The organism is bacterium, assembly GCA_035703895.1.
Lineage (GTDB): Bacteria > Sysuimicrobiota > Sysuimicrobiia > Sysuimicrobiales > Segetimicrobiaceae > Segetimicrobium.
The window spans coordinates 23,123-37,367 of sequence record DASSXJ010000014.1 but is presented as its reverse complement, the minus strand read 5'-3'; the positions used below and the strand labels follow the sequence as shown (position 1 = coordinate 37,367).

12 protein-coding genes are annotated in these 14,245 nt (G+C 66.6%); 6 read left to right on the top strand and 6 right to left on the bottom strand.

The genetic code is table 11. From position 1 onward, the window contains the following. Window positions 1-203 precede the first annotated feature (203 nt). The gene (locus tag VFP86_01160) at window positions 204-2,864 is read right to left on the bottom strand and encodes a glucosidase (GenBank protein ID HET8998234.1); all 2,661 of its coding nucleotides are present in this window, start codon (window positions 2,862-2,864) and stop codon (window positions 204-206) included. 399 nt (window positions 2,865-3,263) lie between these two features. Between VFP86_01160 and VFP86_01155 the strand changes: the two genes are divergently transcribed. After that, window positions 3,264-3,572 carry a hypothetical protein gene (locus tag VFP86_01155; GenBank protein HET8998233.1) on the top strand — a complete coding sequence of 103 codons (309 nt, stop codon included), beginning with the start codon at window positions 3,264-3,266 and terminating at the stop codon, window positions 3,570-3,572. 180 nt (window positions 3,573-3,752) lie between these two features. Here the strand turns inward: VFP86_01155 and VFP86_01150 are convergent, their stop codons facing one another. Continuing rightward, the gene (locus VFP86_01150; protein HET8998232.1) at window positions 3,753-4,865 is read right to left on the bottom strand and encodes an FAD-dependent oxidoreductase; all 1,113 of its coding nucleotides are present in this window, start codon (window positions 4,863-4,865) and stop codon (window positions 3,753-3,755) included. A 138-nt stretch (window positions 4,866-5,003) separates the two neighbouring features. On the opposite strand from VFP86_01150, the gene VFP86_01145 reads away from it, so the two are divergent. Beyond that, complete coding sequence (locus VFP86_01145; protein ID HET8998231.1) at window positions 5,004-5,969, top strand: NAD(P)-dependent oxidoreductase; 966 nt, start codon at window positions 5,004-5,006, stop codon at window positions 5,967-5,969. A gap of 43 nt (window positions 5,970-6,012) precedes the next feature. Beyond that, the gene (locus VFP86_01140; protein HET8998230.1) at window positions 6,013-6,795 is read left to right on the top strand and encodes an N-acyl homoserine lactonase family protein; all 783 of its coding nucleotides are present in this window, start codon (window positions 6,013-6,015) and stop codon (window positions 6,793-6,795) included. Here VFP86_01140 and VFP86_01135 read toward each other — a convergent pair whose 3' ends face one another. Together VFP86_01135 and VFP86_01130 are read right to left on the bottom strand one after the other, a co-directional pair. Continuing rightward, window positions 6,796-7,509: a hypothetical protein gene (locus VFP86_01135; GenBank protein ID HET8998229.1), complete on the bottom strand. Its 714-nt coding sequence runs from the start codon at window positions 7,507-7,509 to the stop codon at window positions 6,796-6,798. A 120-nt stretch (window positions 7,510-7,629) separates the two neighbouring features. Continuing rightward, complete coding sequence (locus tag VFP86_01130; protein ID HET8998228.1) at window positions 7,630-8,331, bottom strand: hypothetical protein; 702 nt, start codon at window positions 8,329-8,331, stop codon at window positions 7,630-7,632. Between the two features lie 142 nt (window positions 8,332-8,473). Here VFP86_01130 and VFP86_01125 point away from each other — a divergent pair, with 142 nt between their 5' ends. The 3 genes from VFP86_01125 to VFP86_01115 all read left to right on the top strand — a co-directional run bounded on the left by VFP86_01125 (window position 8,474) and on the right by VFP86_01115 (window position 11,984). After that, entirely contained in the window at window positions 8,474-10,027 is a 1,554-nt protein-coding gene (locus tag VFP86_01125; protein HET8998227.1) for an ABC transporter substrate-binding protein, read from the top strand. Between the two features lie 112 nt (window positions 10,028-10,139). Continuing rightward, on the top strand, window positions 10,140-11,060 hold the full coding sequence (locus VFP86_01120) for an ABC transporter permease (GenBank protein HET8998226.1): 921 nt from the start codon (window positions 10,140-10,142) through the stop codon (window positions 11,058-11,060). 9 nt (window positions 11,061-11,069) lie between these two features. Continuing rightward, window positions 11,070-11,984: an ABC transporter permease gene (locus VFP86_01115; protein ID HET8998225.1), complete on the top strand. Its 915-nt coding sequence runs from the start codon at window positions 11,070-11,072 to the stop codon at window positions 11,982-11,984. 3 nt (window positions 11,985-11,987) lie between these two features. Here the strand turns inward: VFP86_01115 and VFP86_01110 are convergent, their stop codons facing one another. Together VFP86_01110 and VFP86_01105 are read right to left on the bottom strand one after the other, a co-directional pair. Further along, entirely contained in the window at window positions 11,988-13,067 is a 1,080-nt protein-coding gene (locus VFP86_01110; GenBank protein HET8998224.1) for a dipeptidase, read from the bottom strand. Window positions 13,068-13,187: 120 nt separating this feature from the next. Continuing rightward, window positions 13,188-14,222: an ABC transporter substrate-binding protein gene (locus VFP86_01105; protein HET8998223.1), complete on the bottom strand. Its 1,035-nt coding sequence runs from the start codon at window positions 14,220-14,222 to the stop codon at window positions 13,188-13,190. Window positions 14,223-14,245: the final 23 nt, after the last annotated feature.

Below are 14,245 nucleotides of genomic sequence, written 5' to 3'. Positions count from 1 at the left end.
GGGCACGGTGGTGGAGCGCAACTGCTCCGCGATATACTCCGCCGCCCTCGTCTCCCCAGGTCCGCCGGTGTCGCGCCGCACCTGTGAGAACCATCGGAGGTGGCGGAGGAGCCGTTCCGCGCTCACCGCCTGCGTCGCCAGCACCTGAACCGTCGTGTTCACCGGACGGGCACCCCCGCTCGTCTGAGTGTCGTCTGCACCCGCTATTTTCGGAAGAGCAGGTCGAGTGGGTCGGGCCGGGCTTTTCCCCGGTGGCGGGTCTGCTCGAACAGCTTCGCCACGAGCGCCGTCCACCCGGTCTGGTGACTTGCCCCGAGCCCCGCGCCGGTGTCGCCGTGAAAGTATTCGTGGAACAGCAGGTAATCGCGCCAGTGCGGGTCGGTTTGGAAGATCTCGTTCGTCCCAAACACCGGCCGGCGGCCGTCCGGTCCTCGGAGGAAGATGCCCATCAGCCGCCGCCCGATCTCCTCCGCGATCCCCGCTAGCGTCATCTTGACGCCCGATCCCGTCGGGCATTCCACGAGGAAATCGTCGCCGTAGTAGTGGTGGAACCGCTGGAGCGCCTCGATGATCAGGAAGTTGAGGGGGAACCAGACGGGCCCCCGCCAGTTGGAGTTGCCGCCGAACAATCCGCTGCGCGACTCGGCCGGCTCGTACCCGATGGTGTACGTCATGCCGTTCAGGTCAACGACATAGGGATGGTCGGCATGGTACCGGCTGATGGACCGGAGCCCATGGTCGCTCAGGAACTCCGCGGGATCCAGCAGGCGCCTGAGCACCCGCTTCATGCGGTGTCCGCGTACGAGCGCGAACAGCCGGCGCTCGCCCATGCCCGGTTCGTACCAGCGGGACACCAGGCTCGCCAGCTGGGGACGGTGGGCGAGGAACCACTCCAGCCGCTTCTTGAAATCGGGCAGCGCGTCGAGCAGAGCCGGTTCGATCGTTTCCACCGCCATCAGCGGGAGCGCGCCGACGAGCGACCGGACCTGCAGCCGCTGCTGCTGTCCGTCGCTGTGCATCACGTCGTAGAAGAATTCCTCCTGCCCGTCCCACATCGCGATGCCCTCGCTGCCGATGTCGTTCAGCGCGGAGGCGATATAGAGAAAGTGCTGAAGAAACTTGGTCGCGACGTCCTCGTAGGCGTGGTCCCCGCGCGCTAGTTCGAGCGCGATGGCCAGCATATTCAGGGAGAACATCCCCATCCAGGCCGTCCCGTCCGCTTGATCGAGATGCCCGCCGTTGGGGAGCGGCTGACCGCGGTCGAAGACGCCGATGTTGTCGAGCCCGAGAAACCCACCCTGAAAGACGTTGCGGCCTTCGATATCTTTCCGGTTCACCCACCAGGTGAAGTTCAACAGCAGCTTGTGAAACACGCGCTCCAGGAACGCGCGGTCGGCCGTCCCGGTCATCCGCCTCGCAATCTTGTACACGCGCCACGCCGCCCACGCATGGACCGGTGGGTTGACGTCCGCAAACGCCCACTCGTACGCCGGCAGCTGGCCGCTCGGATGCATATACCATTCGCGGAGCAGCAGAATCAGCTGTCGCTTGGCCAACTCCGGGTCGACAAGCGCGAGCGGGATGCAGTGAAACGCCAGGTCCCACGCGGCATACCAGGGAAACTCCCAGGTATCCGGCATGGAGAGGACCTCGGCGTTGTCCAGGTGCCGCCACTCCGCGTTCCGCCCGTGCTTGCGCGCCTCGGGAGGCCGAGGACCCGCAGGATCGCCGTCCAGCCAGGTCGAGACATCGTAGCGGTAGAACTGCTTGCACCACAGAAGCCCGGCGAACGCCTGCCGCTGGACACGGCGCGCGTCCTCGGACATATCCTCCGGGCCGAACCCCCGGTAGAAGGCGTCCGCTTCAGCCTGGCGCTTTGCGAAGATCTCGGAACTGTCCGCAAACGGGCTCTCCTGCCGCCGGTTGGAGAGCCGTAACTCGATCCGCTCAGCGGAACCGGGGCCGATGATGCGGACGTAGTGGGCGGCCGCCTTAGTGCCCGTACCGATCGAGTTCACCGCCTCCATCCGGCCGTGGACGACGGCGTCCTGAATCCCATCCTTGACGGTGGGGGTCCGATTGGGCACGCCATACAGCTTTTGGAAGTTGGTCTCGTTTTCCGTGAAGAGGACCCGGGGGGCATCCCCGCAGGCCAGCCAGTACTCTCCGATCTCGTGGGTGGCCCGCACGAGGCTGTACCCTAGTCCCCCACCCCCCGAACCGGCATCGATGATCCGCAGCTCCGGCCGGTAGGGGTTGGATCCCCACGCCCATGTGTTCCAGAACCAGAGGGTCGGCAGCAGGTGCAGCGGGGCGGACGCCGGCCCCCGGTTCGTCGCGGTGATGCGGATCAGGATGTCTTCCGGATCGGCTTTCGCGTATTCGACGAGGACGTCGAAGTAGCGGTTCTCGGAAAACACGCCCGTGTCTATCAATTCGTACTCGGGCTGGCTCCTGCTGCGGCGCCGGTTCTCCGTCAGGAGATCGGCGTACGGGAACGCGCGCTGCGGGTATTTGTAGAGGGCCTTCATGTACGAGTGCGAGGGCGTGCAGTCGAGAAAGAAATAGTACTCCTTGACATCCTCGCCGTGATTCCCCTGCGTCCCGCTCAAGCCGAACATGCGCTCTTTGAGGATGGGGTCGGCTTCGTTCCAGAGCGCGAGCGCGAAGCAGAGCCGTCCCTGGTTGTCGCAGATCCCGAGCATCCCGTCCTCGCTCCAGCGGTAGGCTCGAGCGTGGGCGTGTTCAAAGGGGAAGTAGTCCCATGCCGCGCCGTCCGGAGAGTAGTCTTCGCGCACGGTCCCCCACTGTCGCTCAGCGAGATACGGTCCCCAGAGGTACCACGGCACGTGGCCCTCCCGCATTTGGGTGAGCCGGCGGTGTTCCGCCTGCCCGTCCACGCCGGCAGGAGCCGCCGTCACCCTCGGCGTTCCCGCGTTCTGGTCAGATGCCATCGGCCCCCAAACTCCTCATCGGTGTCGGTGACGCCGTCCGCACGGTCGCCACCTGCATTATAGAAGAGCGCGTGCGGGGGCGCGGCGGGCTTTTGCACAATCTTCACGAGACCTTTGTCGGGCCTTGATGCGGCTGGCGTATGCTGTGAACCGTTCACCCGAACATTCCGTAATCACTATGGTCAGGCCAGGGGGGGTGAGGCCCGGCAGAGCGTGGGCGGCCGAGAGGTGATGTGCACCGGTCCGACGAACAAGGATGTACGCATCTTTGGAGGTGGACGAATGAGGCGCAGTTGGATGAAGGTGACCATGATCATGCTGATGGGCCTGCTCATCGCGGGCCCGCTCGGAGGGATCCACTACGCCACCGCTCAGAACGCCCCCGGCGTGGACAAGGCGCTCGACGCAGCCACAGCCGCCAACACCAAGGCGGCGACGACCTGGCAAGCCGCGATGACGAAGATGGACGCGATGAAGAAGATGCCCATGACCGACAACGAAAAAGCCATGATGGAAGAGATGAAGATGATGGCGGACATGATCAAGAGCTTGGTAGAGGCGAACAAGCAGCTCGTCGAGGCGATCAAAGAAATGCGCATGGGAAGCAAGACCAAGTAACCGGCACGGGCGAAGCGGTGAGGCCGGTCCCCATTCTGGGCGACCGGCCTCCGTCTTTTACCCCCGGCCGCCGGCCGCGGCAAACCGGCTCGGCCGGAAGGCTCGAGTTGCGGTACCTTGCGGCCGCGGGTGATCTCCTCCGCCACCGCCCGGCCGAGGAACGGCGCGAGCGTCACGCCACTACACGTGCTGCGCCACGGGCGCCGGAAACCGTCCGAGCCGGAAGGGATCGAGCGGCAGGTCCGTCCTGCCCTCGGTGACGAGCTGCGTGATGAGCCAGGCCGTCACCGGCGCGTACGTCACCCCGGTCCGGCTGTGTCCCGCGGCCAGAAACAGACCCTCGACCCCCGAGACGGTGTCGATGATCGCCACACTGTCCGGCGTCATCGGCCTGAGGCCCGCCCACGTCCGGATGATCCGGGCGTCTTTGAGCGCCGGCATCAGGGCGATGGCGAGGCGGGAAAACTGGGAGAGGACCGGGAGCGTCACCTCGCGGCTGTACCCCACGTCCTCCACCGTGCTCCCGATGATCATGTGGCCGTGGATATCTTGGCGGATTCCGATCTCCTCCGTGCGGAGGACCCTCTGGGTCAGCGGGGGCAGGGCCTCGGTCACGAGCATCTGGCCGCGGCCGGGGCGGATGGGGATGGCCGTGCCCAGCGGAGCGACCAGCGCGCCGGACCATGCGCCCGCAGCGACGACGACGCGGGACGCGGCGATCGGGCCGGCCTGGGTGGCGACGCCGGTGACTCGCTCACCGGACACTTCCACGCGGAGCGCCTCGACCCCCACACGGATCTCTGCCCCCAGCCGCCGGGCGGCGACGGCGTAGGCGTGCGTGAGCAGGAACGGGTTCACGTGCCCGTCCCCGGGGACAAACGCCGCCCCCACGAACCCGTCTCCGAGTCCCGGCTCAAGCCTGCGGAGTTCGTCTTGGGAGAGGAGCTCGGCCTCCACCCCTTCCTGCCGTCGGGTGGCGACGAACTCCTGGACGGCCCCCCATTCCGCCTCGTTGGAAGCCAGGACGACCCGGCCCGCGCGGACGAGTTCGACGGGGCGGCCGAGTTCGCGAGCGTCCCTTACGAGCAGCTCCCAGCTCTTCTTCGTATGGAGGAGCGTTCGTCCCGGGATGCCGCTCGAGGCCCCGATCATGCCGGCGTTGGCCCCGGACGCCTCCGTCGCGATGCCCCGGCGCTCGAGGATGATCGACCGGATCCCTTGCGCCGCCAAGTAGTATGCGCACGCACAGCCGATGATGCCGCCGCCGATAATGATCGTGTCCGTCGTGTCCATCCCATCCGGTCTTCAGCGACATGCGATCGAATCCTCCCCCGGACACGCGACGCCGGCGCGGCGCAGAGGCCAGGAGATGCCGCCGCCGAACGTGAACCATAGCCTACGAGCGAACACGCGTCCAAGGAGGAGGCGAGCGTGGCGGTTCGCATCGTCATCCCCGACGACAGCCCACCGGTGATCTCGGGTACGCCGGCCCTCGAGCGCATCCGCGCCGCGGGGGAAACGGTGGTGCACACCTCGCCGCCTGCGTCCGAGGATGATCTCATCCAACGCCTGCACGGCGCCCACACCGCGGTCAACATCCGTGGCTACTGCAAGTTCACCGCCCGCGCGCTCGACGCGGCGAGCGGCACCCTCAAGCACCTGGCGATCTGGGGGACAGGCACCGATAACGTCGATCTCGCGGCGGCGCGCCGGCTCGGCGTCGTCGTCTCCAACACGCCCAACACCGCGACCGACGCGATCGCCGAGCACTGCCTCGCGCTGCTCCTCGCAATCGCCCGGCGCCTGCCTCAACTGGATGCCCACGTCAAGCGGGCTGGATGGGAGCGGGGGATGCTGTTTCAGTGTCTGGGGAAGACGCTCGGCATCATCGGCACGGGCGCCATTGGAACCCGCTTTGCCGAGCTCGGTCACGCGATCGGGATGCGGGTCATCGCATGGACGCTCCACCCCGACCCTGAAAAGGCCAGGCGCAGCGGCTTCACCTATGTCCCAAGCCTGGAGGCCCTCCTGAGCGGCTCCGACGTCGTCTCCCTCCATCTCCGGTCCAGCCCCGAGACGCGGGGACTCCTCGGCTCCACCCAATTTGCGAAGATGCGGCATGGGGCGATCTTCATCAATACGGCGCGGGGCGACATTGTGGACGAGGCGGCGCTCGCGCAGGCGCTTCGCGGGGGGCACCTGTCGGGCGCGGGCATCGACGTGTTCGCGAGGGAACCCGTCTCTCAGGATAACCCCCTGCTCTCCGCGCCCAACGTCGTGCTGACCCCCCACACCTCAGGGACCACTCCGGAAGCGCTCGCCAACGGGCTCAACCTCTGCGCCGAGAACGTCACGCGGTTCCTGGCGAAGGGGGAAGTCGTCCACCGCGTGGTGTAAGTGCACCTAGCCGCGGCGAGGAACACCTGACGAGGAGGCAATGATGGCGGCGAGCTACGAGATCTACGCGCTGAGCCCCGGCGGGCGGACCGTCGACTGGTCGACACGGCTCTACTTGGGACCGGCCGGAGATACAACGACGTCAGCCTACTTCCTGTGGCTGCTCCGGGGCCCGGCCGGCCCCATTCTCGTCGACACGGGGTTCACCTTCCGGCTGGCGAAGCTGAAGGCGGTGCCGGTCGAGGAGTTGCGGCTGCGCACCCGCGACGAGCTCCTGGCGACCGCCGGGGTCAATCCGAACGAGGTGAAGACCGTCGTCCTCACGCACCTGCACTGGGACCACTTTGACCTGGAAGGATTCTTGCCGAACGCGACGTTTTGGGTCCAGCGCCGGGAGGTGGATTTCTGGCATGGGTTCGGAGGACACGATCGCTGGACCCAGCGGTTCCTGAGCGACTGCTACACCCAGGACCTGGGGTCGCTCCAGTCGAGCGGACGCCTCCGGGTCGTAGACGGCACCCTCGAGCTCGTCGAGGGTGTGCAGTTGGAGTGGGTCGGAGGGCACTCTCCCGGGATGCAGATCGTCGTCGTGCAAACGGCCAAGGGCCCCTTCGTCATCGGGAATGACGCGCTGACGACCTACCGGAACCTCCGGGACTGGGCGCCGCCCGCGATCCACCTCAACAGCGTCGCCGAGTGCTTGGGGGCGATGGCCCGAATCAAACAGCTGTCCGAGGGCGACGAAAATCGCATCTGCCCGGGCCACGACGGCGAAGTGTGGAAAAAGTTTCCCGAGGTCAAACCGGGGATGTACCGGCTCGCCTGATCAGGCGCGTTCGCCTACCGGAACACCCGCCGTCACGCCAGGGGACGTGGCGTAGCCCCTGCGGTATTCGTCGTAGCGGTACAGCTCGTGCACGAAGGCCACCACGAGCGGCACCGTCTCCGCGAGATTGTACAGGAAGTGGAGATCGGCCCGGACGAGAGGCAGTCCCCCTCCCAGGAGACCGCCCCGCGAGAGTAGACCCGGGGTCCCCACCTTCCCGGTGGTGAGGAACGCGGTCATGATGGTGATGTGCTCGATCTCGTGCCACAATGACAGGATCGTGACCGCCCATAACCAGGCATTCCTCCGGAAGCGCCACAACAGGATGGCCGCGGCGAGCGCGACCCACGTGTTGAAGATAAAGTGCACCCACTCGATGTCGAGGGTCCCGATGACCCCCTGAGCATTGGCCCCCGTCAGTCCGAGCACGTGCATCTGGATCATCTGGGCGACATGCTCGAAGAGATGACCGGTCTGCGTCACGACGAGCACGTAGAAGAGCGCGAGCCCCCCGTAGTGGCGGTACGTCCAGATGGTTTCCTGCGTCAGGACCACGCACCATGGGATCAGCATGGTCGCCGCGATTCGCCACAGCGGCCATCCAAGCAGGCTGGTGAACGTCAGGCCCGCGAGGGAGGTCAGAGCGGTCATGAGGACGATGCGGGGTGGCACGCTGTGGATGGCGAAGGCCCGTGTGATCGCTCCCACACGCATGTGGTCTCTCCTTCGAAACAGGGCGGCCGGCAGAGCACCGTCACTCACGCACTAGTGCCATTGTAACATCCTGCGGCCGGTTGCAATCAAGCCGGCGGTCTGACACCGCGCACGCGGAGCCTACGAAAGATCGGCGGGCCCTCCCAGGCGGAGATAGGCCAGCGTCATCGCGATCGCCGCCCAGGCAAAACTGAGCCACGCCGCCACCAGAGCCCCGATCACCGGGATGGGCGCCAGGATCGCGCTCAGGACCACGCTCCCCACCGCGACCAGCAGCAGGAGGCCGGTGAACGGCCAGAAATACGCCCCCGTCAGGTGCCAGCTCAGCGCCAGCGCCTCGCGCACCCCTCGCCGGTCCAGCAGTACCGCGGTCGGCGCCAGCATCCACCGAAACATCAGGATCAGCCCGGGAATGATCAGCAGGATCGTGCCGACCGCGACGCCCACCGCCACGACAACGGTCGTCCCGAGCGTGATGGGGAAGCGGCGCAGGACGTGCGAAAACGTCAGGGCCAAGTCCATGTCTTGCCCCAACTCCGCCCGCGCCGTCAGGTCGACGGTCATCTCAGCCGCGAGGACAGACGCCAGGACGATGGCGACCGTCGCCGTGATGATGTTCGTGATGTGCCGGAGGGCGTACTCCGACGCTTTGGGTGGATTGATCATGATTGCGATGATCACCGACAGGAGCAGGGCGGCCGCCAGCAGGGTCGTGAGGAAAAACGGCGCGGCCAAGATGGGGCGGCGCACGGGCAGCATGAGGCTGTCCGTCGCCGTCTTCACGATGTCAAGCGAAAGCCGGGGGCCGGTCATCTGCTCCATCGCGAACCTCGCACGGGCACGACGTCGGCGGGCGGGACATCCGCACTAATTCGCGAGACGCGGAGAAGGAACCCCCCTGGGGCGTGGACGAATTGGCCCCTCGAGTTTGCGCGATGGCGGTCCAGGTTGGGGGGGGAGAAGGATGACTGAGCCTAGACCGAAGCGATCCCGTTTGAGCCGGCGCCAGTTTCTGACCAAAAGCGCTCTGCTCGGCACCGCGCTCGGCCTACCGGCGCTGGCCACCGCGGCCCGGGGCGCGGCGGGTGCGACCACCCGGAACGGCCAGATCATCGCCGCGGTCTCCGAACGGGCGCTCACGCTCGACCCGGGCGACCATTATTCGATCTCCGCCACATCGGTGCTCCGGCATATCTTCGATCCCCTGATCGACGTGACCAACACCAGCAAGTTCGTCCCCGCGCTGGCGGAATCGTGGGAGGCGGTCACCCCCACCACTTGGCGTTTCACGCTCCGCAGGGGCGTCACGTTTCATGACGGCAGCCCGTTCAACTCGGACAGCGTCGCATACACGCTCTCGCGCGTGCGCGACAACACGAGACTGATCAAGTCCTTCGTCTATCAAGACCTCGGCGCCATCGAAAAGGACGGGCCGTACGCGGTCAAGGTGGCGACCAAGCACCCCTTCGGTTCGCTCCCGTCCCACCTGACGATGCTCGGGATGCTCCCGCCGAGCGCGGCGGGCCGCGAGGAAACGTTCTTCCAGCACCCGATCGGGACGGGGCCGTTTCAGTTCGCGGGGTGGACCCGGGGGGAGCGTGTCGATCTCAGCGCCAACCCGAACTACTGGAAGACCGGGGTCCCCAAGGTCGAGAAGGTGATCTTCCGGTTCGTCCCCGAGCTCTCCACGCGGGCGGCCGGCCTGCGCGCGGGAGAGTTTCACGTGATCGATCGCCTCCCGCCCGACATGGTGCAGACGCTGCGGGGGAGCCCCGGGGTCAAGGCGGTGAGTGTGCTCGGGATCGAGGTCCAGCAGTGGCTGTTCCAGATGGCGAAAGACCCCGACAAGAACACCCTGCTTCGGAAGGCCATCTCCCTCGGCATCGATCGCAACACGATCGTCAAGGAGTTCATGCTCGGCTTCGCGCGCGCCGCCGTGTGTCCGGTGCCGCCGGGGCTCGTCGGGTACGTGGACCTGGGCGTCAAGCCGTACGATCCGGACCGGGCCAAGGCCCTCCTCAGGCAGGCGGGCTACAATGGGGAGCCGCTCGACTTCGTCCTGATGAAGGACCTGTACCCCAAACAATTGGAGATCGCCCAGGCAGTCCAGTCCATGCTCACCGGGATCGGGGTCAAGGTCAGCCTCAAGAACATCGAGATCGCGACGGCGCGCGAGATGCGCGCGGCCGGCAATTACGACATGTTCTACTCGGGATGGGCGCACCTCCCCCACGATCCGGACTGGTACTTCGGACAGTGGTTCACGCAGGCCGGGGCAGCCAAGCTCAGCCGGTACAACAATCCCAAGGTGGAGCAGCTGGTCGTCGACGCCCGTTCGCCCGATCCGAAGATCCGCCAGCAGCGGTATGAGGATCTGGAGCGGATCCTGTGGACTGAGGAGGAGCCGACGATCTGGCCGTTCTACAGCAGGGCGATCTACGGGGTGCGCGATACGCTCCGGAATTATGAGGCCCGGGGAGACTACTACGTGCTGCTGAGCGAGGTCGGCGTGAGTTAGCCGGAGACCCGTCGTCCCGCTCCCCGGCGCGCGTTCAGCCGCACGGCGGCCGGGTCGTCCGGGGGATCGTCGTGAGGGATCGTCGTGAGCCGGCCGCCGCCGCCGAGGGTCGATGTCTCGCTACCTGATCCGGCGATCGCTGCATTCCGGCCTCACCCTCGTCGGGGTGTCGATCCTGGTGTTCGTGATTCTCCGCGTCGTCCCCGGCAATCCGGCACGCATGCTCCTGCCGGAGGGCGCGCCGCAGTCCGCCGTTGACGAACTCGATCGCCAGCTCGGCCTGCACAAGCCGGTCCTCGAACAGTACGTCATTTTCCTTCGGAGCGTGTCCCGGGGGGACTTCGGCCAGTCCTTCCAGTACCGCGCCCCCGCCGCCACAGTGGTGTGGGAACGAATCCCGGCGACCCTCGATCTTACGACCGCGGCGATCCTTCTGATCGTGTGGTTCGGGGTGCCGATCGGGATGCTGGCGGCGGTCCGGCGCCGCACCGTGTTCGATTACGCGGGCATGACCTTCGCGGTGCTCGGCCAGTCGCTCCCGAACTTCTGGCTCGGGATCATGCTCATCCTGCTGTTTGGGGTGACGATCCGCTGGCTTCCCACCTCTGGGTTCGAAGGCTGGCGGTACTTGATTCTCCCCAGCGTGACGCTGGCCGCGTATCCCACCGCCTTCGTCGCCCGGCTGACCCGCTCGGGCATGCTGGAGGTGTTGAACCAGGATTTCGTCCGCACCGCCCGCTCCAAGGGCCTCGCCGGCACTACGGTGGTCGTCCGCCACGCGTTCAAGAACGCGATCATCCCGGTGCTGACCATCATCGGTCTGCAGATCGGCGTGCTGCTCAGCGGCGCCGTCATCACCGAATCCGTCTTCGCCTGGCCGGGCATCGGGAAGCTCATCGTCGATGCGATCTTCTTCCGGGATTTTCCGGTCGTCCAGACGGTGTTGATCCTCTCGGCGGCCACGTTCGTGCTGGTGAATTTCGTGGTCGATCTCCTCTATGCGGTGCTCGACCCAAGGATTCGTTTTGGCTGAGGCGCACTAGTGGCCGCGCGCGCCGCCGCGGAACCGGCCTCCGCGACGAGCCACGTCGTGCGCCCCGCCGTGGCCGGCCGGGGCCTGGCCCGTCTGTGGCGGATCAGCCCGCTGATGGTGGTGGGGGGGACGATCCTGCTCCTCGTGGTGCTGGCCTGCGCCGCGGCTTCCGCCTTGGCCCCGGCCGATCCGATCACAACCGTGTTCAGCGCCCGCCTCAGGCCCCCGCTCGGCTTGGGAGGGACGGCGGCGCATCTCCTGGGCACCGATAACCTCGGGCGCGACATCCTGTCGCGCGTCCTGTTCGGCGGCCGGATCTCGCTATCGCTCGCGACCGCCGCGGTCGTGCTGGCGGCGGTCAGCGGGGTCGCCCTCGGGCTGCTTTCGGGGTACGCCGGGGGGGCGATCGACGATGCGATTATGCGCGTGGCCGACATTCAGCTGTCCTTCCCCGTCATCATGCTGGCGATCGCGATCATCGCCGTGGTCGGGACGAGCGAGCTCGCGATCGTCGGGGTCCTGGCGTTGAGCGGCTGGGTTCTGTACGCGCGGACGCTCCGCGCGAGCCTCCTCAGTATCCGGCAGGTGGAGTACGTTGAAGCGGCGCGGGCGCTTGGTGCCGGGGGCCTCCGGATCGTGGTCCGCCACATTCTGCCCAACACGCTCGCGCCGATCCTGGTGATTGCAAGCGCCCAGTTCGCGACGATGGTGCTGCTCGAGGCGGGACTCAGCTTCCTCGGTCTGGGCGTCCAGGCGCCGCGGCCGTCCTGGGGGAACATGCTGGCGGAGGGCCGGGACTACCTGAGCAACGCGTGGTGGCTGGCCACCGTTCCTGGGCTCGCGATCTCGCTCGTCGTGCTCGGGGCCAATCTGTTCGGGGACGGCCTCCGAGACGTCCTGGATCCTCGGCTTCGCCAGCGCTGACCCCTACGCGCCCCAGGTGTCGCGCAGGACCCGGACCCAGTTGCCGTGCCCGAGCTTCCGGAGCTCGTCTGCGGTGAAGCCGTGATCGCGCAGCGCCTGCATGAGCTTCGGCAGTCCGGCGGCATCTTTGAGCTCCGCGGGCATGGTCGCCCCATCGAAGTCGGACCCGAGGCCGACGTGGTCTATGCCCATGCGCTCGACCATGTATGCCACATGGTCGACCATCCGCGCGATCGGCGTGTCGACGCTCCTCCCGCCGTCCTCGCGCAGAAAGCCGACGTGAAAGTTGAGGCCGGCCAGGCCCCGGCTCTCGCGGATCGCGTCGAGCTGCTTGTCGGTCAAGTTGCGCGCCGACTGCGACAACCGGTGGGCGTTCGAGTGCGTGGCGACGAGCGGGGCATCGGTGATCTTCTCCACGTCCCAGAAGCCCTGTTCGTTGAGGTGCGACAGGTCGATCATGACCTTGCGGCGGTTCAGCTGGCGCACGAGCTCTTTCCCCTCATCGGTGAGCCCCGTGCCGGTGTCGGGCGAGTGGGGAAACTTGAACGGAACGCCCCGGGCGAACCGGTTCCGGCGGCTATGGGTAAGCCCCACCGACCGGAGACCCGCGGCGTAAAATGTCTCGAGCGCGTAGCCGTCGGGGTCGAGGGGCTCCGCGCCTTCGAAATGCAGCAGGATGGCGAAGACGCCGGCGTCGAGGGCGCGCTGCAGTTCCGCCGCCGTATGGATGATCGTGACCTGCCCCCCAGACGCCTGCTCGATTTGCAACAGGCGGCCGAGGAGGGTGAGCGCGTGTGACTGCGCGTAGTCGAGCGGCATTGGCTCGGGCCACGTGCTCTCATCGCCATATTTCTTCATCGCCGCCTCGAGGGTGGCGGTGCTGTCCTGTCCTTTCTCCACAGTGACGGGGTCGTAGATGTAGACGGCAAAGAATCCGCCGCCGAGGCCCCCCTCGCGCGCCCGTGGGAGGTCGATGTGCCCCTCGGCGGACCGCGTGAAAAATGAACGGCCGGTTTTCGCCAGATTGAGGACGGTATCGTTGTGGCCGTCGAACACCAGAGGGAAAGATGCCGTCTGCGGCATGCGGGCTCCTTTCTAGACCGGGGGTGGATACGGCAGGGGTTCGGGGGCGGGCTCACACCCCCCTGCTCGCGGGGCGGCGGCTATCACACGATGAGGCGGGGTGTCCGGCTTCGGCGCTCCCTACCCGCCGACAAACGCATCGGTGTAGTAGTCGCCGAGTGCCAGCCGCTTCCGAATAACCCCGGAGGAGTACAGGATCGTCAGCGACCGCGCCCATGCGTCTGGGGCTGCTTTCCCCAGCACCGGCTTCTGGTTGAGGAGCGGGATGAGGTTACGCACTTGGCCTTCGATCACTTTGACGCCGAGCTGGTCGCCGTGGAGCTTGGTCATGATCGCGATGGCCTCATCGGGATGATCGATCGTATACCGGAACCCCTTGAGGGTGGCGCCCGTCACCCGCCTGACCATGTCGGGGTCCCGGAGCAGCACGTCCGCGTTGACCACCAGGAGGTATCCGAGCGGATCGAAGTTCAGGTCGGAGAGCTTCAGCACGTTGAGCGGACCGTCCGCCTTGACCTGGAGAATCACCAGATCGTTCGCCCAGAAGATGTCCGCCATCACGTCCAACTTGTGGCTCAGGAAAAGGCCGACGCGCGCGGAAGGATCCGCGTGGATGACCTCGACCCGGCTTGTGTCGATCCGGAACGTCTGCGCAAACGCCGGCCACACTTGAAAGAACGTCGAGGACGGTGAGATGGAAACCCGATGCCCTTCGAGATCCTTTGGCTTGACGAGGGGGACGTTGGCCCAGGACGCCCAGCACATCCCGGTGTACCGTCCCATCGTCGCGACGGTCTTGAGGGGAATGCCGTTGGAGATCGCTTCGATCACCTGCACCGACGGCACATAGCCAAACGTGTCCCGGCCCGCCCCGATCACCTCGACCGCCTGGGTTCCGCTCTTGCCCTCCAGCAACTGGAGGTTCACGCCGGCTTCGTTATAGAACCCTTTTTCGCGCGCCACGAAGAACGGCGTAAACTCCCCTTTCACCGTCCAGTTGAATCGGAGCGTCGCCTGTTTTGCCGGAGCCGCCGCCGCGGTCGCGCGCGGAGCGAACGCCCGCGCCGCGAGGAGCGTCAGTCCGCCGTGGAGGACGGCGCGACGCGTGAAGCGCTGTCTGCGACGCCGCCCGGTTCCCGCGCTGCCCTGTGCCATCTCAGATCCTCCCTTTTCTCGTG

Bases quoted from the DNA above. Each gene is read 5' to 3' on its own strand.
- VFP86_01160 (HET8998234.1), bottom strand. From the start codon at position 2,864: ATGCGGGAGGGCCACGTGCCGTGGTACCTCTGGGGACCGTATCTCGCT.
- VFP86_01155 (HET8998233.1), top strand. From the start codon at position 3,264: ATGATCATGCTGATGGGCCTGCTCATCGCGGGCCCGCTCGGAGGGATC.
- VFP86_01150 (HET8998232.1), bottom strand. From the start codon at position 4,865: ATGGACACGACGGACACGATCATTATCGGCGGCGGCATCATCGGCTGT.
- VFP86_01140 (HET8998230.1), top strand. From the start codon at position 6,013: ATGGCGGCGAGCTACGAGATCTACGCGCTGAGCCCCGGCGGGCGGACC.
- VFP86_01135 (HET8998229.1), bottom strand. From the start codon at position 7,509: ATGCGTGTGGGAGCGATCACACGGGCCTTCGCCATCCACAGCGTGCCA.
- VFP86_01130 (HET8998228.1), bottom strand. From the start codon at position 8,331: ATGGAGCAGATGACCGGCCCCCGGCTTTCGCTTGACATCGTGAAGACG.
- VFP86_01125 (HET8998227.1), top strand. From the start codon at position 8,474: ATGACTGAGCCTAGACCGAAGCGATCCCGTTTGAGCCGGCGCCAGTTT.
- VFP86_01120 (HET8998226.1), top strand. From the start codon at position 10,140: ATGTCTCGCTACCTGATCCGGCGATCGCTGCATTCCGGCCTCACCCTC.
- VFP86_01110 (HET8998224.1), bottom strand. From the start codon at position 13,067: ATGCCGCAGACGGCATCTTTCCCTCTGGTGTTCGACGGCCACAACGAT.
- VFP86_01105 (HET8998223.1), bottom strand. From the start codon at position 14,222: ATGGCACAGGGCAGCGCGGGAACCGGGCGGCGTCGCAGACAGCGCTTC.